Origin of the sequence: Oenococcus kitaharae DSM 17330 (assembly GCF_000241055.1) — a bacterium.
GTDB lineage: Bacteria > Bacillota > Bacilli > Lactobacillales > Lactobacillaceae > Oenococcus > Oenococcus kitaharae.
The window spans coordinates 1,449,319-1,471,934 of the sequence record NZ_CM001398.1 but is presented as its reverse complement, the minus strand read 5'-3'; the positions used below and the strand labels follow the sequence as shown (position 1 = coordinate 1,471,934).

Here is a 22,616-nt window from a genome sequence, read left to right as displayed (position 1 = left end):
GTTTGTCATTGATATGCGGCGACTTTTTTGCCCATCCATCTTGTGGCGAGTTTTTTAAGCGTCCCATTCTTTTTATATAATTTTATTTTCTTGTTGATTGCTTTTTGAAGTTTTGCCTCCTTGTTCTTTGGAAATGCAATTGAGAACGTGTTTGGCTGACTCAGTTTTAATTCTTTATTGGTAAATACGTAGTAACTGTAGCCTTTGTGGCTTTTGATCAAATCTTGTGCTTTAGTTTGATCCATGATAGCACCTTGGACGCTGCCATTCCATAAATCTTGTGCAACAAGTGTACCTGTGTCTAGTGCTGTGACTTTTGCACCCATTTTTTTGACCTGATCCACATATTGTGTATTAAAAACAGCTGCTACTTTCAGATTTTTTAAATCTTTGACCGATTTGATTTTAATATTTTTTGGATGAAGAATAGCGGTTTTAGCATTGAAATAATGCGTTGAGAAATCGACATTCTTTGCCCGCTCAGGCGTTGCTGTCATGCCGGAAATAACCAGATCTGCACGGTTAGACTGCAAATATCCCATCAGACCGCTGAAGTCAGTTTCCTGCAGACTGAATTTAAATCCCAAGTCTTTTGACAGTTTTTTCAACAAATCAATATCAAAACCAACGATTTTCGAATTGCCTGCCGAATCGACGACTTTATTTTCAAAAGGTGGGAAATTTGGACTTGTCGCAACTTTGATCGTTTGCCCACTGAAGGGTTTCTTGGCTTGGCTCGAAAGTGTAAATAAGGTGGTTAAGGCCAACATGGCCGTAAAAATTAAGAGAGAAAAACGTTTAATCATTTTGATTTATTTAAATTCCTTTCGAGTTTGTTAGAAAAGTTAGTCAAAATCATGACGAGAATGTAGTAGATAATTGCAACGATGATAAAGGGTTCAAAGGCTAAGTAAGTACCTCCTTGAGCCGTCATGCCAGCACGCATGAGGTCCATCATGCCGACTGTTGATACTAAAGAAGTATCTTTTAAGAGACTAATTGCTTCGTTGACCATGGCCGGCAGGACAGATTTTAATCCTTGCGGGAGAACTACATAGAAGAAGGATTGCCGATAGTTAAATCCCAGAGAACGGGCCGCTTCAGTTTGGCCGATGTTCACAGCCTGAATACCGCCTCTCAGAATTTCTGAGATATAGGCAGCTGAATTTAAAGACAAGGCGACCAAAGCCGAGGAGAAAGCATTGACATTAAAGCCGACAATTTGTTTGGCGCCAAAGTAGATGAGAAATATTTGCACTAAAAGCGGGGTTCCTCGAAAAACAGAGGTATAGAAGCGTGCAAATAAGCTCAGCCAAGGAACTTTAATTACTTTAACCAGGGCCAAAAGCAAGCCTAATGCTAATCCGATCAATAAGGCTAAAATCGTTAATTGCAAAGTATTGAACAACCCGTTGATAAAAATCTTGCGATATGGCCACATTTCTGCGAAATCTAAAGTCGCCAGACTAACCGGTATCATTTAGATTTCTTCTTTTTCTTTTGAGTGAATGTGGTTAACTTGTTCGTAAACAGTTGCTGGGAGGGTATAAAGTTTCATAAAGCCGACTGCAGCCTGTTCGTCAAAGGAATTGGCTGATGTATAAGTGGCCAGCTTTTCAGAATAGAGAGAGTTGTGTTCCGACTTTCTAGCAACAGCGATGGCAGATCCTTTGAAGAGCTTCATCTTGACAACACCATTAACAACCTTCTGCGTTTCATCAATGAAAGTATTGAGTGCATCGAATAATGGTGAGACCCACATGGCGTTATAAATCAGGTTGGCGATCTTTTGTTCAATGATCGGCTTGAAGTGGGCAACATCGTGTTCCAAGGTAATATCTTCCAAGTCCTTGTGAGCTGTCATGATAACTGCAGCTGCGGGTGCTTCATAAATTTCACGGGACTTGATGCCGACCAGCCGGTTTTCAACGTGATCAATCCGGCCGATACCGTGCGATCCGGCCAACACTGATAGCTTGCTGATCAAATCAGATAGTTTCATCTGCTGTCCATTTAATGCGACGGGCAGGCCATTCTTGAATTCAATATCGACAAAGTCGGCTTTATCTGGTGCATCCTCGACGGCAACAGTCAAAGCATAGGCGTCAGCTGGTGCTTGGTTCCAAGGATTTTCCAGAATACCGGCCTCATTGGAACGGCCCCAAAGGTTTTCATCAATCGAGTAAGGGGAGTCGAAATTGATTGGTACCGGTACATCATGCGTGTGGGCATACTGGATTTCTTCTTCTCTGGACCACTGGAAATCACGAATCGGTGCTTCGATGTGCATTTCTGGATCCAGAGCATGGATTGCAGCTTCAAACCGTACCTGGTCGTTGCCTTTTCCTGTAGATCCATGAGCAATCGCGACAGCGTTATTTTCATGAGCAATCTCGACGAGTTTTTTGATAATTAAAGGCCGGGAAAGAGCTGAGAGAAGAGGGTATTCGCCTTCATAAAGTGCGTTTGATTTGATAACCTTGCTGACAAAATCATCAGCGAATTCATCTTTAGCATCAATCACGATTGACTGGACTGCGCCGATCTTCAGAGCTTTTTTCTGAATGGCATCCATCTGTTTTCCGTGCTGGCCAACATCTAATGAAACGGCGATGACGTCATATCCTTTATCTCCGAGCCAAGGGATAGCCACTGAGGTATCCAATCCGCCGGAATAAGCTAAAACAATTTTCTTTGACATAATAGTCTCCTTATTAATGAAGTATTTTTAGTATTTTTTGACAATGCATTTTTAATCAGTTTCGCTTGAATTTTCAGTTGGGCATCGTCGTCGTCGGCTAATCCAAGCCGCTATGAGGGGAGAAATCATAACATCTCCTTTTTGATGCCTTTAGTCATTGACTGACTGACATCCAAGTATTCATAGATATCGTCCTGAATGATCGGGCTGCACTGTTGTAATTCTTCGAGTGTTAAATCTTCCAATTTTTTATGAGCTTGCTCAGCCATTAGGACTGCTTGTCCGACAACGCCATGAGCATCCCTGAAGGGCAACCCTTTTTTAACCAGGTAGTCAGCCATGTCGGTGGCATTAAGAAAACCATTTTTCACGGCGGCTGTTAATTTCTTGGAATTGAGTTTCAGCGTCAGGACTATTTTTTTCATCAGCAGCAGCATGTGTTCAATCCGGTCAAAGGCTGGTAGAAAGGTATCTTTGTCCAGCTGCATATCTTTGTTGTATGCCAGCGGTAATCCTTTCATGAGGATCAGCATTTGGTTTAACTGGCCGATGATTAAGGCTGAACTGCCGCGAACTAATTCTGCTGAATCAGCGTTTTTCTTCTGGGGCATCATCGAAGAGCCTGTTGAAAGCGAATCATCAAAGATCACATAATTGAATTCCTGACTGGCGAAGATAATTAATTCTTCAGACAAACGAGAAAGATGCATGGCCATGATTGAAAAATCAGCTAGAACTTCGATGATATAATCCCGATCAGAGACACCATCGATAAAGTTATCGACTGGTTTTTTAAAGCCAAGCAGGTCAGTAGTTAGTTGGCGGTCGATTTCATGTGTCGTTCCTGCTATAGCACCGGACCCGAGCGGGTTTTCATCCATAACATCAATGGCGTTTAATAGCCGTTTTTTATCCCGTTTCAGCATTTGTGCATAGGCGCCAAGGTAATATTTGAATGTCACAGTCTGCGCTTTTTGCAGATGTGTGTAGCCCGGCATAATTTGCGGATTAGCATTGCCTTTATCGATGAAAGCTTGGATTAAAAGGTCGATTTCCGCGATAACGCCCTGCAGGCGGTTTTTGATATACATTTTTGTATCAACGGCGACTTGGTCGTTTCTCGACCGTGCTGTATGCAGTTTCTTACCAGCATCGCCAATTTTTTCTGTCAGGACACTTTCGACAAAGCTATGAATGTCTTCAAAACCTGTATCGGGTATTTTCAAACTGCCGGCTTTAATTTCGCTGAGAATTTCTTTTAAGCCTGCGACGATGGCATCGGAATCTGACTGGCTGATAATGGCTTGTTTGCCAAGCATTGTCGCATGTGCAATCGATCCTAAAATATCTTCTTGATACATCAGTTTGCCTTGTGGCAAAGAGTTATCAAACGCGGTCATGTCCGGATCTTCGGACTTTACAAAACGTCCACCCCATAATTTCATTTATCTATTCTCCTAAATTTTGAGTACAAAAAAACAACTAATTTCGTGCTGAACAAATGCACAAGAAAAGTTGTTTTATCGTCGGATAAGTTTAGAAGAGATAAATGAAGTTGTGAATGATTTCGCCTTCATGATGTAACTTGAGTTTTAGTATACATGCTTTTCAGAAGAAAACAACATTTTTTTAAAACTTTTTTCATTTTCTCGAAATATTAGAGGATTTGACCGTTTCCAAACTTATCGTCAAAATAATAAGTCTGTTTTGTAACGGGGTCAGTCTGTGAACCGCCTTTCAGTTGGATACCATCTTGGTCAAAATACTGGACTTGGCCTTTGATGGTTTGAAAACCAGTGACCGGCTGGCCGCTATCATCGGCATAATACCAGTGAATTTGGTCTGGGGAGAAGTAGTCATTTGTGACCATTGCGCCATTAGTCCCGTTAAAGTAGTGTCTTTCGCCGCTATTAGGATCCTGGGCAAATCCGTCTTTAACTTGAGTGAAGTCGTCTCGAAAATAATTGGTGAGACCGTTGATAACCCGCATGCCGCGCACTGCTTCACCATTCTCATCGAGATAGATCCAATTACCATCAGCCCGGCGCATGAAACGATTTGTGATCATCTGTCCGCTGATATCGTCAAAATATTGCAAATGACCATTGATTGTTTGAAAACCGGTCACAATCTGCCCCTGGCTATCGGCATAGTACCAAAGATGGCTATCACCCTGATAGCTGTCGGACGAGTCGTTGTCAGGCGTGAAACTGCTGGAGGCACTCGTATAAATGAAATTGCCTTTAACTAAATCGCCGGTGAGGGCATTGAAGTAAAAACGCTGACCAGATTGGTTCGTATAAAAGGCGTCTTTCATCTGCTGGCCGTGATCGTCAAAGTACAGCTGGCGGCCGTTAATTGTTTGCAAACCGCTGACAGCCTGCCCATCAGCACCGAAATAATAGTACCGGCCGTTTTCGCTGCCCTTGAATTCGTTGACAGCCATATTGCCGTTGCCGCTTTCAAAGTACCGCAGCTTGCCATCACTGCCTAGAATAAAGGCATCTTTAGCCTGTACGCCGCTAGATTTGAAGAATTGCCAGTGACCGTCTACTTGAGCCAATTGGTTTGCCAGCATGATGCCGTTCTCGTCAAAACGGAAACTATTGCCGTTCGTATCAGTCACATACTGATTAGCAACCTGCCGGCCTCTTTGATCGTAGTAGTAGGTCTCTCCACGGTCATTTTGGACAAAAACATTTTGTGCTTCAACGCCGTTAGGGAAGAAAAGGTAGTGCCGGCCGTTAATTGTCTGAGGGCCAGTCACCATATGACCAGTGTTATCAAAATAATAGTAGTTGCCGTCATCGCCTTGGACAAAAGCGTTTTTGGCTTGATAACCGCTGGTCGAGAAAAAGATAATTCCCTGATCATCTTGAGAAAAGCCAGTTTCGCCGGGCTGATTAGTCAGCTGTTTAGGCAGAAATGCTTCGTTTTCATCGTTTGAAATAACTTTAAAGTATTGGTCTGTACCTGAATCGCGCAGCACATAATAAGCCCCACGGCCCTGGATGTTGGAACCGTTGAAGTATTTGGCCGACCATTCAGTAATTTTTTGGCTAGGATCAATCGTTTGGCCGGTTGAAATTTGTGTTTTCGTAAACAAATCGGGATAAAGCTGCTGCAGTTTTTCCAGGAAAGCGCCGCCGAATTTTGTTTGATACTGTCCGCCGCCATTTGTGTAAGCCAGGTAAAGGTCGTTTTGCAAGTCGGATCCAGCGATTGGCTGACCATAAGAGTCAGTTCGGTTAACTGTAATAATTTCTGGGTTTTGCAGATTATAAATTTGGTCGGGCACCCAGTCGGCCATGACTTGAATGTTGTTGGCATGCAGTGCTTTGATAGCCGCTCTTAGGTCATCGACATCGCCATATTTTGTCGGCGTATCAAATCCTAAGTCGTACCGATCAGTGAATGCGTAGCCATTTTGAATAATCGAATCCAAAAATGTGCTGTCAGTGCTGGAACGATATTGCGGTGCTAATTGGAAACTGGTGATTCCCCAATCTTTAAACAATCCGGCGTTCTCGGCGATTTTCACGTTTGTAAAATCGTCATGCTGTTCAGCTGTCGGAATTGATTGGAAATTAGAAAATCCCTCAAAAATAACGTTGCTGTCCAATGCGGCATTTGAATGGAAAACATTGCCATCGGTACTAGTTGCCGAATCGGCTGCCGTTCTGGCATCTTGATTATCAGCAGCACCGACAGGGACCCAGGCTGATAGATAGCCGGAAACTTCCGGATTCAAATAACCAGCCAATTCTGCTGCAGTAAAAATCAAATCACCATTTGCGTCCGTATATTTCACCGGTGCTTGAAGATCTGTATCAAAATTCTCTAATCCAGATTCAATTGTTAATAGTAGGGCACGGAAAGCCTGATTTTTGTGTGCCGCACCCATGTGCAGAACAACTTGATCATTTTCAGCCAGTTTCAAATGAGAATTATTGCTGACGATCACGCCAATACCTTCTTGACGCGTTTGATTATCTCCTGAATCACTGGCTAGCATTGCATTTTGGCCAAAACGAACACTAGTCAAAATATCGTTTTTATCAACGGCCATACTCTGTCCGCCGGCTGCATATTTAACTCTGGCTTTCAGAAGTGTGCTGATAGCATCAAAGTAAGGCGACTTGTTTGCCATGTAATCGCCATCGTCTGTGTACATATCACCGTAATAGACACGCGGAACGGTATCTTTGTTGGTTAAAAGCATGGCATAAGCGCTGGGGATGTTATATTGCGTATATTTTTTGACATCCGATTTCATGTCGGCATTATAGACTTCAAAAGCTGCTTGAAGCTGATCAGTCGTTGGAATCAGACCGCTTCCGGAATTGGGGTATAGGTCTGAAATGATCTGCGCAATCACGGTCTGGACTTCTGAGTCATGTGCACGGACAAAAGAATAGTTGGCAACAGCTTCATTGTTAGTCGAGTCGTTTGCGCGATTGACTAAGTAATAATCCATGAAACGCTGCATTGTGCCGCGAATATTGTCCGGCTTAGTCAACGACCAGATCAGCTGTGTATGCATATAATCGTCCATGGTTAGCTGCGGGTAGCCCTGGGCTTTCATATATTCGGGATCGTTGTGGCTCCAGTCTTCCAAAATAGACAGGTGCTGATTGGTTGTTTGGTCGTTTGAGCCGCTTTTAAAAGCATCCTTGAAATAAGCGGCAGCAATCTGCAATAAATCGGCATCGACATTATCAACAGCATCAATACGAATACCATCAAAGTTAGCATTGGGATCATCAGCTGTAATTGACCCGAAGTTCAAGAGATAGTAGAGCCAGTTGAGCTGTTCGGCTTGGACAACTGGATTGGAATTATCGACATCGTTGGCCAATAATAGTTCAAAACCGCCAAGAGAAGCATCTGTATCGTATTGCGGGGTCCCGGTTTGGTTGGTAGGTGTTCGGTTTAACAGCCGGAAGTTGGAATTTGAGTCGGGTGTCAAGGGGCTGTTAACAAAAGTCAAGGCACCGCCTTGCAAATGGTCGCTGCCTGGATCTTCACTTTCCCCATTCCAAGAGGGCTGCTGGTTGATAAAAGTCTGCAGCAATGTTTTCAACCAGTCTGTTGACCCTTGTTGACTAATCTTCTTTTCAATCTCACCCTGTACAGATTGGGCTGCATGATTCAATAAAAGCTGGTCATCAGAGAGCTTGAAGTCTTGATCGTTAGTAATGAATCCCTGAGTTTTCATGTAATTCAGATAGTTGACCTCAGTTTGCTTGTCGGGCCACCAAGTTGTCAGGATCGGACGAAACTCGTCAGCACGCGAAGCACGCCAGTCAGTGCCGTTTTCAAGAATATCAGCCGGACGATACCAGGCCTCAGCGGTTAAATAGCCATCAATATTTGTAAAACTCTCGCTTTTGGTCGAATAAACGGCATTATGAGCTGTGAAATCATCATTTTGTGCCGTAAGTCCTTCTTTAATACTGGACACATTTGTATTTGCTAAGGCACCGGTTGTTTTGTCAAAGTATAGGACCTGATTATCAAACACGCCGGAATAGCCTTTTCTCATGTGGCCATCCTGATCAAAGTAATAGCTTTGTCCTTGGATTGTTTTAACACCGGTTGCCATCTGGCCATTTTCATCAAAATAGAAAATGTTGCCTTGTTTATCTGTGGCGTAGTTATTAACTGTTTCCTTGCCGTCTTCTTCGAAGTAATGCAAGTCATTATTAATAATTTTAAAACCTGTTACAGCGTTACCGCTTTGGCTATCGAAATAATAGCTTGAGCCGTCCACTGTTTCAAAGCTGCCTTTAATTTGAATGCCTTGTTCATCGAAGAATTGCAAATTGCCATCAATTGTCTGCGGTCCCTTAACAAACTCGCCGTCACTGCCCATGTAAAGCCATTTCCCCGCTTGTTGGACGTAGTGGGGCGTGATGGTTGTGACAGCAGTGCTTACAGTCGAAGCCTCTCCGTCTGTTGCTGCCTGTGTTGCGCTTTGTTCAGTGCTTTGTGCTGACGATTCGCTCTGGTTAGCAGCTGCAGTCGAAGGGGAGACTGATTGTGCAGCTGTGCCTTCCTGATTCAAGTCGTCTGCCTGTGCCGTGATAAGATTTGAGCCGGTCGCCATCATAAAGACGGTGGTGCTGGCTATAATCCAGTTTTTTCCTGATTTATATAGTTTTTTTCGATCTATTCTTGCCTTTCTTTCCACTAAAAAATTCCTCTTTTCCATTTATGGGCCGAATAACCTTCAGCCGAATCCCTTCATCTGGGTTTGAACCAGCATGTTCCCGTTTTTTGAACCATAAAGAGAGGTAAAACAATAAACTCACAGTATTGGACAGCTTTATCGAAAAGTAAAGACAGTCTTAATTTTTTGTTAAAAAAATAACTTAATTTTCTACAATGATTTATCAGTCAATTAATATTGAATCTATCTGTGCTAATTTCGGCCGAACGAGTTTGACCTGAACCAAGCTTTAATTGAAAAAATGACATTTCTTCTTTTGAAGCTAGTTTGATATGCGATAATTTACGCATGGTTCAATTACTGGATGGCAAAAGTGTTTCAAAAAAAATCCTTAATAAGGTAAAAACATCAGTCGAGCAGGCAGATTTTCCTGTCAAATTAGCGACGATTTACGACCAAAGCGATGCTGGGAGCAGCATGTATGTGGCCATGAAAATCAGACGAGCTAAGCAGGTTGGTATCGCTTCTGAGGAATTCAAAATTGATGATTCTTGGACGACTGCCAGTCTATTAGCACTGGTGAAGCGATTAAACGGCGATCCGACAATTTCTGGTATCTTGGTACAATCGCCGTTGCCTGCCTCAATTAATGAATCCGATATTTTCAATGCGATCGCGATTGAAAAAGATGTGGATGGTTTGTCCGCTTTAAATCAAGGTTTGCTATTTGAGGATGCCAGTCAGAATTATGTGATTCCTGCTACACCTGCCGGTGTGATCAAACTGCTTGAGAACTACGATTTTGATTTTGCAGGTAAAAATGCGCTTGTCATCGGCAGATCCGTTTTGTTCGGACGCCCTATGAGCATTGCATTGACTAATCACGATATGACGGTTAGCTTGGCTCATTCAAAGACTAGTCGTGAGACTTTACAGAGACTGGCTGAATCTGCTGACTTGATCGTCGTTGCGGTGGGCAAAGCTAATTGGTTTGATCTGTCTAATTTGAAATCTTCAGCGGTAGTAATCGATGTGGGGGCAAATAAGGTTGACAAGAAAGCTGTCGGGGATGTAGATTTTGAAAAAACCGCAGCTCAGGTTGCCCAAATTACACCGGTGCCTGGCGGCGTTGGGCCGATGACGATTGCAACTTTGATTCAGCACACATTTTTACTTGCAGCATTACAGCAAAAAGGAGAAGTAATATGAAAAGAGCAGTGGTGACGGTTATTGGTAAGGACCGCCCCGGTATTATTGCAGGCGTTTCAAAAACATTAGCTGAAAAACAAGCCAATATTCTCGATGTTTCCCAGACTTTGATGGATACCATCTTCACGATGAGTATGCTCATTGATGTCACTGAAATTGATGCACAATTTGATGATTTGCAAAATAGTCTGAAACAGACTGGTGATGCACTTGGGGTGTCTGTACACATTCAAAGAGAAGAAATCTTCAATTCAATCTCACAAATTTGACCGGGGAACTTATGGACATAAAAAAAATTAATGAAACAATCCAGATGATTTCTGAAGAACATTTTGATATCCGGACTGTCACAATGGGCCTTTCTTTATTAGATTGTATCGGCGCAAATGGTCAACAGACTGCTGAAAAAGTTTACAAGAAAATCATCGACAAAGCCGGCCGTTTGGTTGCAACCGCCCAGCAATTGGAGCGGGATTTCGGTGTTCCTATTGTTAACAAACGAATTTCTGTGACGCCAATCTCACTGCTGGCCGGGAACTCTGATTATGAAGGCTTGCTTGCTATCGCACATAGTTTGGATCGTGCGGCAGCTGATGTGGGCGTTGACTTTATCGGCGGTTATTCGGCCCTGATTCAAAAGGGCACAACACCCAGTGAACAAATGCTGATTGAAAGTTTACCGGAGGTCCTTTCGGAAACTAATTTGTTGATGTCTAGTATTAATGTTGCTTCAACCAAAGCAGGCATCAATTTGAATGCCATTCGTAAGATGGGCGAGACGATCAAAGAAATTGCCGAAAAGGACCCGCTTGCAAATGCCAAACTGGTTGTTTTTGCTAATGCTGTCGAAGACAATCCTTTTATGGCTGGTGCCTTCCACGGTGTTTCAGAAGATGATGCTGTGATTAATGTCGGTGTCTCTGGACCTGGTGTTGTTAAACGTGCTTTGGAAACGGTTCGCGATCAGCCGATTGACGTCGTAGCTGAAAAAATTAAGACAACGGCTTTTAAAATCACGCGGATTGGGCAGCTGATTGGTACTTTGACTGCTCAAAAACTTGGTGTCCCATTTGGTATTGTTGATTTAAGTCTTGCACCAACACCAGCGCGCGGCGATTCGGTTGCCGAAGTTTTGGAGGAAATTGGACTCGAACAAGTCGGCACGCAGGGCACGACTGCTGCCTTAATGCTGTTAAATGATGCTGTCAAAAAAGGCGGCGTCATGGCCAGCCAGCGGGTTGGCGGCTTAAGCGGTGCCTTTATTCCTGTTTCGGAAGATGCCGGCATGATTGATGCAGCAGTTGCCGGTACACTAACAATCAGCAAGTTAGAGGCGATGACGGCTGTTTGTTCTGTTGGCCTTGATATGATAGCCATTCCGGGCGACACACCTGCCGCGACTATTTCCGCTATGATTGCTGACGAGGCAGCCATTGGTGTGCAAAACAATAAGACCACAGCCGTACGTGTGATTCCAGTTCCAGGCAAAGGTGTTGGTGACGAAATTGATTTTGGCGGGTTGCTAGGCCGTGCGCCGATTATGCCTGTCATCAATCGATCTTCAGAGAAATTTATTAGTCGAGGAGGGCACATCCCTGCTCCGATCCATTCATTTAAAAACTAAGGAGGTTATATGATTTACGGTTTTTTGGGTGCCGGACATTTAGCTGCGACAATGATTAAGGGGCTAATTAAAAGCGGCGTCTCCCCGGAAAAAATTTTGGTTAGTTCACCGCATTCCGCACAACAATTATCTACTGAGATTGGTGTTGTTTCCGTTTCTGCAAATGAACTGATTGAAAAATCAGATTTGCTCATTTTTGCCTTCTTGCCGCAGCAGCTCAGTACGATCATACACGCGATTGGCCCAGAAAAATTTGCCAATAGTCTGGTTGTCTCTTTATTGGGTTCAACCACTGTTTCTCAGCTGCAAAGCCTATTGCCTGATGCCAGAATTGTGCGCGCCATGCCTAATATCAATGCTGAATTTAATAGATCAACCACAGCTGTTGTGGCGGCACCTTCTGCAAGTGATCACGATAGACAGTTGGTGGACACATTTTTTGCCAAGATCGGGTCGCTAACAGAACTGTCCGAAGAATTGTTCCCAGCTTTTTCCGCGATTGCCGGCTCCGGTCCCGCTTTTGCTGCTCTGTTCTTAAAAGGACTGCAGCTGTCCGGAATCAAGCTTGGGCTTTCAGAGAAAGATAGCCTCAAAATTGCAGCAGATATGGTTTTGGGATCGATGGCCGCCATTCAAAAGGGCAGTCAGCAGCCTGACCAGGTCATTAAAGCTGTAGCATCACCCGGCGGCAGCACTGCTTTAGGTGTTGCTTCTTTTGAAGCTGACAATTTTGTGGGCGTGATTGAAAAAGCGATTAAAAAAACGGCTGGTTATGGTCAAAAATAGGAGCAAAGATTGGAAAAGGATTGTCGTCAAAGTTGGCACATCGACGATAGTTTTAAAAAACGGCAAGATCAATCTGCCTGTCATTGGTCAGCTTGTGCAGACACTTTGTGCATTGAGGAATTCTGGTAAAGAGGTGATCTTTGTTACCTCTGGTGCTATCGGTGTCGCTTTGAATCAATTGGGACTTAAAAAAAGACCGGCTGCCATCCCGGAACAACAAGCTTTGGCTGCAATTGGACAGGCAAATTTGATGGCCATTTACAACCAGACCTTCGCTTTTTATCACCAGCTGACTGGTCAAATTCTCCTCACCTACGATGTTTTTGATAATCCAAAGATGCTGGATAACATGTTGAACGCCTTGGGTGAACTACTGCAATTGAACGCTATTCCGATTATTAATGAAAATGACGTGATTGCTGTTGATGAGATGGATCATAAGCATTCATTTGGCGACAATGATCGTCTGGCCGCGATGGTTGCCAACGCCATTGATGCCGATGCCTTGATTATTTTGTCGGATGTGGATGGCCTTTATGATAAAAATCCGCATCTATTTTCTGATGCTAAAAAAATTTATCAAGTTAAATCTGTTGATGATCACATTTTGGCTCTTTCCTCAGGCAAGAGTGATTTAGGGAAAGGCGGCATGCGGACTAAATTAAATGCAGCTGAGTTATTATTAAAGCATGATAAAGAAATGCTGCTGCTATCCGGGTCTCAGCCTGCGGACATTTTGACAGCACTTTCTGGCAAGGAAATCGGTACTTTGTTCAGCCATGAATGACATATTGCATACACAAATGATTGATATTGGGCAGCGAGCCAAAACAGCGGCTCTTAGTTTAGCTCGCCTGAGTTTTGCTGAGAGAAATGCGATTTTAGGTGCTTTTGCGGATGCAATTTTGGCAAACAAGACAGAAATTCTGCGAGTTAATCAACAAGAATTAGACGAGCATCATCATGATTTAACACTGGCTATGCAAAACAGACTGGCACTGGATTCAAAAAAAATCGCTTATATCGTAGACTCATTGCACGCACTTATTAAAATAGGCGATCCGCTCGCTGGCAGAGACCAAGAATGGCAGGCCGCGGCTGGGTTTAAAATTTTGAAAAAAATCGTGCCGCTCGGAGTGGTGGCGATGATTTACGAAGCTCGGCCGAATGTCACAATCGATGCTGCGGCACTAGCTGTCAAGTCGGCTAATGCAGTCATTTTGCGTGGCGGTAAAGAAGCAATCCAGACAAATAGCTTTTTGGCACACATCTTAAGAGAGACCATCTCACAGCTTGGTTATAATCCGGACATGGTTCAGTTGATTTCAGATAACAGCCATGCATCGGTCGATGAGCTCTTGCATGCCAGAAGCTTTGTAGATGTTTTGATTCCTCGAGGATCACGTCAATTTATTAATCATGTGGTCGAGAATGCGAGTGTGCCTGTAATCGAGACCGGTGCTGGCAACGATCATATTTTTGTTGATGAATCGGCAGACCAGCAGCAGGCTATTAGAATTATTCTCAATGCCAAGACACAAAGCCCAGCAGTGTGCAATGCTGCCGAAAAGCTCTTGATCCATAAAGATATCGCTAAAGAGTTTCTTCCCAAAATTGTTAGTGAATTGAAAACGGCCGGTGTTGAAATTCGTGCTGATGCACAGGCATTGCAGCTGGACCCGACTCTTATTCCAGCAAGTGTTGAGGATTGGGATACAGAGTATAACGATTTGATTATGGCTGTTCACATAGTGGGCAGCCTGGACGAGGCCATTTCCTGGATTAGCAAACATACGACTCATCACACTGAAGCAATTCTGACTCAAGACCCCGCACATGCCGCTGCTTTTATGAATGATATCGATGCCGCTGTAGTGATGCTAAATGCATCCACACGTTTTACAGATGGTTTTGAATTTGGTTTCGGATCAGAAATTGGTATCAGCACACAAAAGCTTCATGCCAGAGGCCCGATGGGTCTTAAAGCTCTCACAAGCTACAAGTATGAAGTTTTCGGCCACGGCGAGGTACGGAAGTAGTTTTCCAAGAAAAGAAATCCATGGTATTCTGATTTGGTGAATACTTTAGTCTTTGCGCATCGTGGTTATAAACTGGTTGCGCCGGAAAATACGCTGCCAAGTTTTAAGGCGGCTTTAAAATACCCGATTGATGGCTTGGAAATTGATTTGCATATGACTGCCGATGGTGAATTGGTCATCATTCATGACGAGAAGGTTGATCGAACTTCTAATGGGCAGGGTTATGTCAAAGATATGACTTTGGCGCAATTACAAGCTTTGGACTTTGGCAGTTGGTTTTCTGAACGTTTTAGGGGATTACAAATCATGCGTTTTTCAGATTTTCTCGACTGGCTGGCCACTATCAATTACAAGGGTCTGCTCCTAATTGAATTAAAGACGGACCATGTTGATTATCCAGGCATTGAGGAACACGCTTTAGCAATAAGCCGAGAACATCAGGGTGCGTGGTCGACCATATTTCAATCCTTTAACCCCAAGACTTTGCAGAAACTTTATCACTTAGATGCCCGTTTACATATAGACCGCCTCTCTTTTATTCCGAATCCAAAAGATTTTTTTGCTTGTCATGCAGACAGAATCCAACATATCAATTTGGATCTCCGTTTTGCACTGAATCGTTTGCTTCTGAAATACTTTAATCGGGGACAAAAGTTCATTCCCTGGGTGGTGGACGATCAGCGTTATCTTGAAAGGGCCTTTAGACAGCCTCTTTCAGCAGTGATTACGAACCAGGTTGCCCGTGCAACTTTATTACGGGATAAAATCCAGGGAATATATGAATCTTGACAGCAAACAAAAGATTGTCGTTGTTTTAGGGCCTACCGCTAGCGGGAAGACAGCCCTTGGTATCAAAATCGCTAAAGCCCTAAAAACAGAGGTCATTTCAACAGATGCGGTTCAGATTTTTCGTGGGCTGGATATCGGCAGTGCCAAACCAACGGCTGAGGAACTGTCCGAAGTTAAACATTCCTTCATCAATATTAAGAATGCAGATGAAAGTTATAACGCGCACGAATTTATGATTGACGCGCGACAAAAAATCGCAGGACTTTCTAGCAAGGGGCAGCTTCCCATTTTGGTTGGCGGTTCCGGTTTTTTTGTGCAGACAGTGATCGGTGATCGTCGCTTAGCTGATCAAAGTCATCCAATTGTTCCATCGAAAGCAGGTATTGAAAACCGTCTTTATCAGGGGCTTTTGATCGGTCTGACAATGCCGAGAGAAATTTTATATGACCGGATTAATCGGCGTGTCGACCTGATGTTCCAGCAAGGACTTCCTCAAGAAGCTGAGAAACTGCTGATGTTACCGGGGGATTTTCAGTCGAAAAAAGCGATTGGTTATCGCGAGTTCAAGGATTATTTTTTCGGAAATCAGTCCCTGGACCGGACAAAAGAATTGATTAAACAAAATACACGCCATTACGCTAAACGCCAATTAACTTTTTTTAAGAACCAGTTTCCGGATATTCAGTGGTTTGATGCGATACAAACTGCCAAAAACAGTCAAAAAATCATTGATATTGTTAAAAAATTCAACCAGTCATAGACCAATGTCAGTTTTCCTAACATTTTTCCCGAAAGGCGGCTATAATTTTAGTTAGATATTCTTAGTAAGAAATGATTGATGAGCGATTAAAAAAAGATTTAGCGATTTTACCCATCAGTACGGTTCGCGCACTGACGAATCTTTCTGATAGACAAATTCGCTATTACGAAAGTCAGGATTTGCTTACTACGAAAAGAGGTAAAGGTGGACAAAGGCGTTTTTCTTTAAATGACGTCGAGCGTTTAATCGAGATTCGTACAATGATGGAGTCTGGGGATAGCCTGAAGGATATTCATAGTCTTTATGAGACGAATCGCGTGAATAGCCGGCGTGATGAGAAGAAAGATTTTGTTCATTCTTTGGAAAACGAATTTTTGAAAATCGGAAGGTTGGAAAAGCATTAATGGCAAAATTAACGAAAGCAGCAATAAAAGAAGCAGTTAAAGAAGAAGGTGTCGATTTCTTAAGAGTCATGTTTACGGATGTCTTCGGCATGATTAAAAATGTTGAAATTCCCGTCAGCGAACTTGACACGGTTCTTGACAATAATTTATTGTTTGATGGATCTTCTATCGATGGCTTTGTTCGAATTGAAGAGTCTGATATGTACTTGTATCCTGATTTGGATACCTTTAAGATTTTGCCGGACACAATGACTGGCGAACACGATGGTAAGGTTGCGATGATTGTCGCAAATGTTTACACAAGTAGTCGTGAAGTGTTTGAGGGCGATCCGCGTAATAATTTGATTCGTGTGCTTCGTGAGATGAAGGCAGACGGCTTTTCTGATTTCAATGTTGGTACTGAGCCAGAGTTCTTCTTGTTCAAAGTCGGTGAAGACGGCAAGCCAACCATGGAACTCAATGATAACGGCGGCTATTTCGATTTGGCGCCTCTTGATCTTGGAGAACATGTTCGTCGTGAAATTGTTCTGACTTTGGAAAAGATGGGATTTGAAGTTGAAGCTGCCCATCACGAAGTAGCCCCAGGACAGCATGAAGTTGATTTCAGATATGCGGATGCTGTTACAGCTGCTGACCATATCCAGCTTTTCAAACTCATTGTCAAGACAGTCGCACGTAAATATGGCTATTATGCTACTTTCATGCCAAAGCCGATTGCAGGTATTAATGGTAATGGTATGCATACGAATATGAGCCTCTCAAAAGATGGCAAAAATGTCTTTGATGATCCCACGGATAAATTAGGCCTATCTGAGACTGCTTATCATTTCTTAGGCGGCTTGCTGACGCATGCTGAGAATTTTGTCGCAATTACCAACCCGACAGTGAACTCATTCAAACGTCTGACGCCTGGATTTGAAGCGCCTGTTTATATTGCTTGGTCTGCTTCTAACCGTTCACCGATGGTTCGTATCCCAGCATCTCGTGGTGCTGCTACACGTTTGGAATTACGAATGGTAGATCCAACGGCCAATCCATATTTGGCATTTGCAGTCGTTTTGGCTTCTGGCCTTGACGGTATTGAAAAGAAAATTACTCCTGAGCATTCAGTTGATAAAAACATTTTCCGTATGGATGCTGATGAACGACAGAAGGCCGGAATTAAAGATTTGCCGGACACACTGCTTGCAGCTGTACAGAATTTGGAGCGTGATGAAGTTGTTACGGCTGCTATCTCCAAGCGTATTGCCGACACATTCGTTGAAGCTAAGAAGCTTGAGTATCAGTCATACCGTGCATCGGTCTCAAAATGGGAACTCGATCAGTATCTGGAAACGTTCTGATTGTTTAAAAGAAAATAATATTTATTAAACGTCTGTTCAAAGGCGTTTTTCTTTGCAAAAATTAGGGTATGACAAAACAGTTGAATCTTCATTTAGTAGGGGAAAATAAAGTCCCGCTTTTGAATAATCTGATTAATAATAAGATTGATTATTTGACATCAATCAAAAAAGCGATTGCCGAAAGTGACTATTTGTCGATTTATGAACTACTTGATTCTGCGCGCTTTAACGAAAAAATCAGGCATTGGCGGCATGCTGACCCAAATTATTTTTTAAGCAACATGACCGAAACAATTCAACCCGAATTGGCCGAATTTTTGGTTCCTAAACTGCTTGCTTATCTCCAGATTTATTTTCCTTTCTTCTTCTTTAGAGAGGTTAAAACTGGTGTTTATGAGATCTTATTTGGCAGGTGGCCTTCAGCACGCACTTTTGGTATTTTGGATGTTATTCGGATTGAATTCATTTTTAACGACCCGGTTATAAATGAACTGCGCGATTTCATGGATGACCCGTCTTTTGTCCAAAATAGAGATGATCAATTGAAGGAATTGCATCGTGCCAACCGAATATATGCAGGCAAACCGGGAATTGTTTCCGAACAGAGTATGCAAGAAAATCAGACCGAAATTTTACGCCTGCAAAAGGAACAAGCGGTTTTGGAACTTGAGCAGGAGCAGATTGAGAAACATTTTGGCAGTTTTTCGCACTTTTTAGAGCAGGCAGGACACCTGTATGTTGACTATCTGAACTTCTTAAATAAGGAAAATTAATGGCGAATCAGGACAGATCACTTGCACAATTAGCAATTTTTCAACAGCATCTTGACCTTGATAGCAGGCGCGTAGCTGCTTTGAGTCGGGCTCTTAAACAATTTTTAAGTGCGAAGAACCCAGTTGATAATATTCTCGCGATCAGAGAGTTGATGTTTGTACAGCTTCAGTCCGGCCCGTTGACTGAATTTGCACCTTTATTTCGATTTGACGATGGCTTTTGGCTGTCGCAATTGTTTATCAGGCTGCTTTCTTTTAAAAACAATGATTTTTTTTCGACGCTTGATAGCCAAAATAAATTATCTCTAGGATTGCGTTCACGTGTTCTGCCGAACTTTGAATTTATCTTTGTCCCCGCTGCGATTGCAGCCGGCGGTTTTTATCTGCAAGAAGCAAATCTGCAGATCAGAATCCTATATTTTGATATCCGTCATCAGCGGTTTTTTATCGAACCAAATGGGCTATTGGCTCTTTTTACATCTGATATTGGTAAACATCTAAGCAGCAGACAGCTTGAATTAACTGTCAAAGCGCTGAATGACCTTGCTGAGGTATTGCAAGAAGACCAATTCGTGCTTGATTTAAATATCATTCAAGCAGAAAATGACGCTCAGCTAGAAATAAATAAAGCGGATCTGCCAGTTGCCGTTAGCGATAGGTTGTTTATTTTAGCACAGGCAAATCAAGTAGATATTGTTGCGCTTGATGATGGTTTTTTGTTAAACTTGAACAGCAGCTTGAAATTATATTTTACACAAGTTGTTGATCGCATTGGCCATGCACAGTGGCGTTTTCGGGTATCTGATAAGAATGACTCTGAGACGTTTCTGTCAGTGCTATTGAAATATGCTTGGCTTTTAAATTGGTATTGGGATAATATTCAAGATTTGCAAATTGCCTATCGCGACGAGTTTTTCTTGGGTTAGTGTGAAATAGTTAGTTTTTTGACTATACTAAAAGTACGCGGAAGTGGCTCAACTGGATAGAGCATCGGAGTTCTAATCCGCAGGTTGTGGGTTCGAGTCCCACCTTCCGCATGAAATTATGAAAAAAAGTTTTTGGATTTTAGCATCTGTTGTTGTGGTTCTGCTGGTGGCAGCGTATTTTTTGTACCCGCGGGCTTCTTTTGGCGGCGTTCAGATGTCTGAGAAACAATATAGACAAGTCCAGCGATCCAAAGACAACATTGATACGCTGCTTACTGATCTTGGTAAATATCAGCCGACTCAAGGTTCGACAGTCACCAAAATCAAAAAAGATGTTGACCAGCTGATCTCTGAAAATGGCCAAAACTTATCAACTGCGGATTTTGATAAATTAGAAGCCGCAGCAGGAGACAAAGGTGGTGTTCTTGCTACCATTGAGGCGGCTCAAAAGGGGAGATATCTGATTGATGGTGATATCGCTTCGGTACTCCACGCTAAATTTTCCGTGATCGTTCAGCAGTCCGCAAAATCTGCGACCGAGTCTGATTCACAGGCTGGACGAGTTGCCGCTCAAATTCAAAAAGATTTGAGTGTTGATTCCAGGCTCTATAAGTTAGGGATTAAGAGCTGAGCGTTGACCTGAAAGGGTCTTTTTTGATACAATAAACGAGTTGTTGCAAAGCTTCAACCACTCTAAAGCGGTATTAAGAGACTTAGTCCACCGCCACGGTGAGTATAAGAGGAGGCCGTTAATGGCTAATAAGTACGCAGTTATCGAGACTGGCGGCAAGCAGTATCGTGTGGAAGCGGGAGACGCTATCTTCATCGAGAAGCTTGAAGCCAACGAAGGCGATAAAGTTGTTTTTGATAAAGTATTGCTCGCAAATGGCGAATTTGGTGATCCATATGTGGCTGGTGCGAAGGTTACCGGCACAGTTGCTAAGCAGGGCAAAGAGAAAAAAGTTGTTACCTTTAAGTACAAGGCTAAAAAGCATGGCCATGTTAAAAAAGGTCACCGTCAACCATATTCTAAAGTATTGATCGAGAGCGTTTAAGGAGGACGACATGTTTGAGAAGTTAGAAAATCTAATTAAGTTAGCCCACCATAAGGGAGGCGGATCATCCTCCAACGGTCGTGATTCTGCAGGACGTCGTCTTGGCGCTAAGCGTGCCGATGGACAAGATGTTTTAGCAGGCACAATTATTTACCGCCAACGCGGCACACATATTTACCCAGGTAACAATGTTGGCCGTGGTGACGATGATACTCTTTATGCATTAGCAGATGGTGTTGTTCGTTTTGAACGCAAGGGCAAGGCACAGAGACAAGCATCTGTTTATTCTAGAGAAGAATATCAGTCAAAATTAGAAGCAGTTGATTAAAATTTTTTGTGAGTAGCGGTTTACCGCTATTTTTTTTAGGCAGGTATCTATGAAATATGATTTTGAGAAAAGAATAGAGAAATTAAGAAAGTTATTCGATGTGTTGAAGGTAGATGCCATGACAATTTATCAGGGCACTAATATTGAATATCTGACAGGCTTTGATGCAGGCTCAGGCGAAGGCATGTTGAGTTTGGACCGGACGCACGCGCTGCTTGTTACTGATGGCCGTTATGAAGAAGCCTTGACCGGAAATTTGCCTGACGGGGTTGACCTAAAAATTACGAGAGATTATTACGGTGATACTGCTAAAGCTCTGAACGAGTGGCAAGCAGACACGGTAGGCTTCGAAGAGAATCTTCCCTTTAACGTTTTTGATTTTCTGGATAGCGAATTAGATTCCAATTTCGTCCCAACGCCTGCACCGATAGAAGCTTTGCGCGAAATCAAGGATGTCGATGAGATTGAAAATCTTCGCCAAGCGACTCGGCGATCGGTGGCTGCGTTTAACCAATTATTAAACTGGATTAAGACGGGACAGACTGAAAGAGAAATTGCAAACCAACTGGATTATTTTGCGCGTAAAGAAGGGCTTGAAAAAACTAGTTTCGATACAATCGTAGCTTCCGGAGAAAATTCTGCCAAGCCTCACGGCACCGCTAGCGAACGTCGAATTAAACAGGGCGATTTGCTGACAATTGATTTTGGTTACTACTATCACCATTACACATCTGATATTACGAGGACATTGGCTGTTGGGCCGGTTGATGATAAATTAAGAAACATTTATGAAATTGTCAAAGAGGCGCAAAAACGCGCTATTGAGGCAGTCAAACCGGATGTTTCACTCAGCGATGTTGACTCGGCTGCTCGTGCTTACATCTCATCGAAAGGGTTTGATAAAGAATATAATCACGGCGGCGGTCACGGTGCAGGACTGGACATTCATGAAGGCCCGGCAGTCTCTCCTAGGTCGACAGATGAAGCTGTGAGCGGCCAGATGCTGACAATCGAACCAGGAATCTATCTTTCTGGACTAGGCGGCGTCCGTATTGAAGATGATATTCTCGTGACAAAAGACGGTTTTGAAAACCTCACTGACGGTATTACACGAGACCTAATCACAATCGAGAATTAATATGACCATTAGATTAGATTATTTAGTTTTTTATATTGGCAACATCAGTTATGGTTTTGACTATGTTTACACAAAAAGAATTAACGGCCATGCTTTTTATGTCCGCCGACAACCTCAAGAAGAGATTGCAGATATTTTGGACGAAAATTTTGATTTCTATAATCCACATATCGCTGAGGATACACATGCAGCTTTTAACTGGAAATATGACGAAAAATTCACGGATTTAAGCCGTGTATGGGATCACTATTCAGATGTAGTACTAGGTTTTATAGAGCCTTGGGAAGCTGATTATCGTGCGCCAGTTGATTATAATTCCGATAAGAATGTCGAGTGGGGTATTCGTTTTCACTCACGAAACTTAAAGGGCGAACAGTTAATTTATGGTGTCAATGCTTATCCTGAGCGCTTTGACGATTTCGTTAATTATTTACGATCGTTCGACCCGGAAGCACCCACTAAAGTGCCGGACAATCTGCCATACACGCAGGGTCGTTTTGCCAATTAATTAAAAAAATGCATCTCAACTCGTACAAATAAGTATGAGCGATTTTTTAAAAACATATATC

22 protein-coding genes and 1 tRNA gene are annotated in these 22,616 nt (G+C 42.8%); 18 read left to right on the top strand and 5 right to left on the bottom strand.

The window, feature by feature from the left end:
- Nucleotides 1–5: 5 nt before the first annotated feature.
- The 5 genes from OKIT_RS07380 to OKIT_RS07360 all read right to left on the bottom strand — a co-directional run bounded on the left by OKIT_RS07380 (nt 6) and on the right by OKIT_RS07360 (nt 8,894).
- Nucleotides 6–806, bottom strand: a complete 801-nt coding sequence (locus OKIT_RS07380; RefSeq protein ID WP_007746584.1) for a substrate-binding periplasmic protein — start codon at nt 804–806, stop codon at nt 6–8.
- Nucleotides 803–1,480, bottom strand: coding sequence for an amino acid ABC transporter permease (locus OKIT_RS07375; protein ID WP_007746583.1), 678 nt, complete (start codon nt 1,478–1,480; stop codon nt 803–805). The genes OKIT_RS07380 and OKIT_RS07375 overlap by 4 nt, the downstream gene beginning before the upstream one ends.
- Nucleotides 1,481–2,701 (bottom strand): argininosuccinate synthase, encoded by a 1,221-nt coding sequence (locus tag OKIT_RS07370; protein ID WP_007746582.1) that lies wholly within the window; start codon nt 2,699–2,701, stop codon nt 1,481–1,483.
- 125 nt (nt 2,702–2,826) lie between these two features.
- Nucleotides 2,827–4,146 (bottom strand): argininosuccinate lyase, encoded by a 1,320-nt coding sequence (argH, locus tag OKIT_RS07365; RefSeq protein ID WP_007746580.1) that lies wholly within the window; start codon nt 4,144–4,146, stop codon nt 2,827–2,829.
- 212 nt (nt 4,147–4,358) lie between these two features.
- A complete protein-coding gene (locus OKIT_RS07360; RefSeq protein ID WP_028291708.1) occupies nt 4,359–8,894 on the bottom strand; it encodes a glycoside hydrolase family 70 protein in 4,536 nt (1,511 codons plus the stop codon).
- 327 nt (nt 8,895–9,221) lie between these two features.
- Between OKIT_RS07360 and OKIT_RS07355 the strand changes: the two genes are divergently transcribed.
- The 18 genes from OKIT_RS07355 (at nt 9,222) to OKIT_RS07270 (ending at nt 22,555) form a co-directional block, all read left to right on the top strand.
- Nucleotides 9,222–10,082, top strand: a complete 861-nt coding sequence (locus tag OKIT_RS07355; RefSeq protein ID WP_007746577.1) for a bifunctional 5,10-methylenetetrahydrofolate dehydrogenase/5,10-methenyltetrahydrofolate cyclohydrolase — start codon at nt 9,222–9,224, stop codon at nt 10,080–10,082.
- Entirely contained in the window at nt 10,079–10,351 is a 273-nt protein-coding gene (locus OKIT_RS07350; protein WP_007746576.1) for an ACT domain-containing protein, read from the top strand. Before OKIT_RS07355 ends, OKIT_RS07350 begins: the two co-directional genes overlap by 4 nt.
- A gap of 11 nt (nt 10,352–10,362) precedes the next feature.
- Complete coding sequence (locus OKIT_RS07345) at nt 10,363–11,706, top strand: PFL family protein (protein ID WP_028291709.1); 1,344 nt, start codon at nt 10,363–10,365, stop codon at nt 11,704–11,706.
- A 9-nt stretch (nt 11,707–11,715) separates the two neighbouring features.
- Nucleotides 11,716–12,492 (top strand): pyrroline-5-carboxylate reductase, encoded by a 777-nt coding sequence (proC, locus tag OKIT_RS07340; protein WP_007746573.1) that lies wholly within the window; start codon nt 11,716–11,718, stop codon nt 12,490–12,492.
- Nucleotides 12,479–13,279, top strand: coding sequence for a glutamate 5-kinase (gene proB / locus OKIT_RS07335; protein WP_007746572.1), 801 nt, complete (start codon nt 12,479–12,481; stop codon nt 13,277–13,279). Before proC ends, proB begins: the two co-directional genes overlap by 14 nt.
- Complete coding sequence (locus OKIT_RS07330; RefSeq protein WP_028291710.1) at nt 13,272–14,531, top strand: glutamate-5-semialdehyde dehydrogenase; 1,260 nt, start codon at nt 13,272–13,274, stop codon at nt 14,529–14,531. The genes proB and OKIT_RS07330 overlap by 8 nt, the downstream gene beginning before the upstream one ends.
- A 36-nt stretch (nt 14,532–14,567) precedes the next feature.
- Nucleotides 14,568–15,320, top strand: a complete 753-nt coding sequence (locus OKIT_RS07325; protein ID WP_007746569.1) for a glycerophosphodiester phosphodiesterase family protein — start codon at nt 14,568–14,570, stop codon at nt 15,318–15,320.
- Nucleotides 15,310–16,080 carry a tRNA (adenosine(37)-N6)-dimethylallyltransferase gene (locus OKIT_RS07320; RefSeq protein WP_007746567.1) on the top strand — a complete coding sequence of 257 codons (771 nt, stop codon included), beginning with the start codon at nt 15,310–15,312 and terminating at the stop codon, nt 16,078–16,080. Before OKIT_RS07325 ends, OKIT_RS07320 begins: the two co-directional genes overlap by 11 nt.
- A gap of 71 nt (nt 16,081–16,151) precedes the next feature.
- On the top strand, nt 16,152–16,484 hold the full coding sequence (locus tag OKIT_RS07315) for a MerR family transcriptional regulator (protein WP_007746566.1): 333 nt from the start codon (nt 16,152–16,154) through the stop codon (nt 16,482–16,484).
- Complete coding sequence (gene glnA / locus OKIT_RS07310; RefSeq protein ID WP_007746565.1) at nt 16,484–17,827, top strand: type I glutamate--ammonia ligase; 1,344 nt, start codon at nt 16,484–16,486, stop codon at nt 17,825–17,827. The genes OKIT_RS07315 and glnA overlap by 1 nt, the downstream gene beginning before the upstream one ends.
- 68 nt (nt 17,828–17,895) lie before the next feature.
- Nucleotides 17,896–18,600 carry a hypothetical protein gene (locus OKIT_RS07305; protein ID WP_007746564.1) on the top strand — a complete coding sequence of 235 codons (705 nt, stop codon included), beginning with the start codon at nt 17,896–17,898 and terminating at the stop codon, nt 18,598–18,600.
- A complete protein-coding gene (locus OKIT_RS07300) occupies nt 18,600–19,526 on the top strand; it encodes a hypothetical protein (RefSeq protein WP_007746562.1) in 927 nt (308 codons plus the stop codon). The genes OKIT_RS07305 and OKIT_RS07300 overlap by 1 nt, the downstream gene beginning before the upstream one ends.
- Nucleotides 19,527–19,563: 37 nt before the next feature.
- Nucleotides 19,564–19,637, top strand: a tRNA-Arg gene (locus OKIT_RS07295).
- 7 nt (nt 19,638–19,644) lie between these two features.
- The gene (locus OKIT_RS07290) at nt 19,645–20,157 is read left to right on the top strand and encodes a hypothetical protein (protein WP_007746560.1); all 513 of its coding nucleotides are present in this window, start codon (nt 19,645–19,647) and stop codon (nt 20,155–20,157) included.
- A gap of 121 nt (nt 20,158–20,278) precedes the next feature.
- Nucleotides 20,279–20,581 carry a 50S ribosomal protein L21 gene (rplU, locus tag OKIT_RS07285; RefSeq protein ID WP_007746558.1) on the top strand — a complete coding sequence of 101 codons (303 nt, stop codon included), beginning with the start codon at nt 20,279–20,281 and terminating at the stop codon, nt 20,579–20,581.
- A 10-nt stretch (nt 20,582–20,591) separates the two neighbouring features.
- The gene (gene rpmA, locus OKIT_RS07280; RefSeq protein WP_007746557.1) at nt 20,592–20,909 is read left to right on the top strand and encodes a 50S ribosomal protein L27; all 318 of its coding nucleotides are present in this window, start codon (nt 20,592–20,594) and stop codon (nt 20,907–20,909) included.
- A 49-nt stretch (nt 20,910–20,958) separates the two neighbouring features.
- The gene (locus OKIT_RS07275) at nt 20,959–22,047 is read left to right on the top strand and encodes a M24 family metallopeptidase (RefSeq protein WP_007746555.1); all 1,089 of its coding nucleotides are present in this window, start codon (nt 20,959–20,961) and stop codon (nt 22,045–22,047) included.
- Between the two features lies 1 nt (nt 22,048).
- Nucleotides 22,049–22,555, top strand: a complete 507-nt coding sequence (locus tag OKIT_RS07270) for a hypothetical protein (protein WP_007746554.1) — start codon at nt 22,049–22,051, stop codon at nt 22,553–22,555.
- The last annotated feature ends 61 nt before the right edge of the window (nt 22,556–22,616 follow it).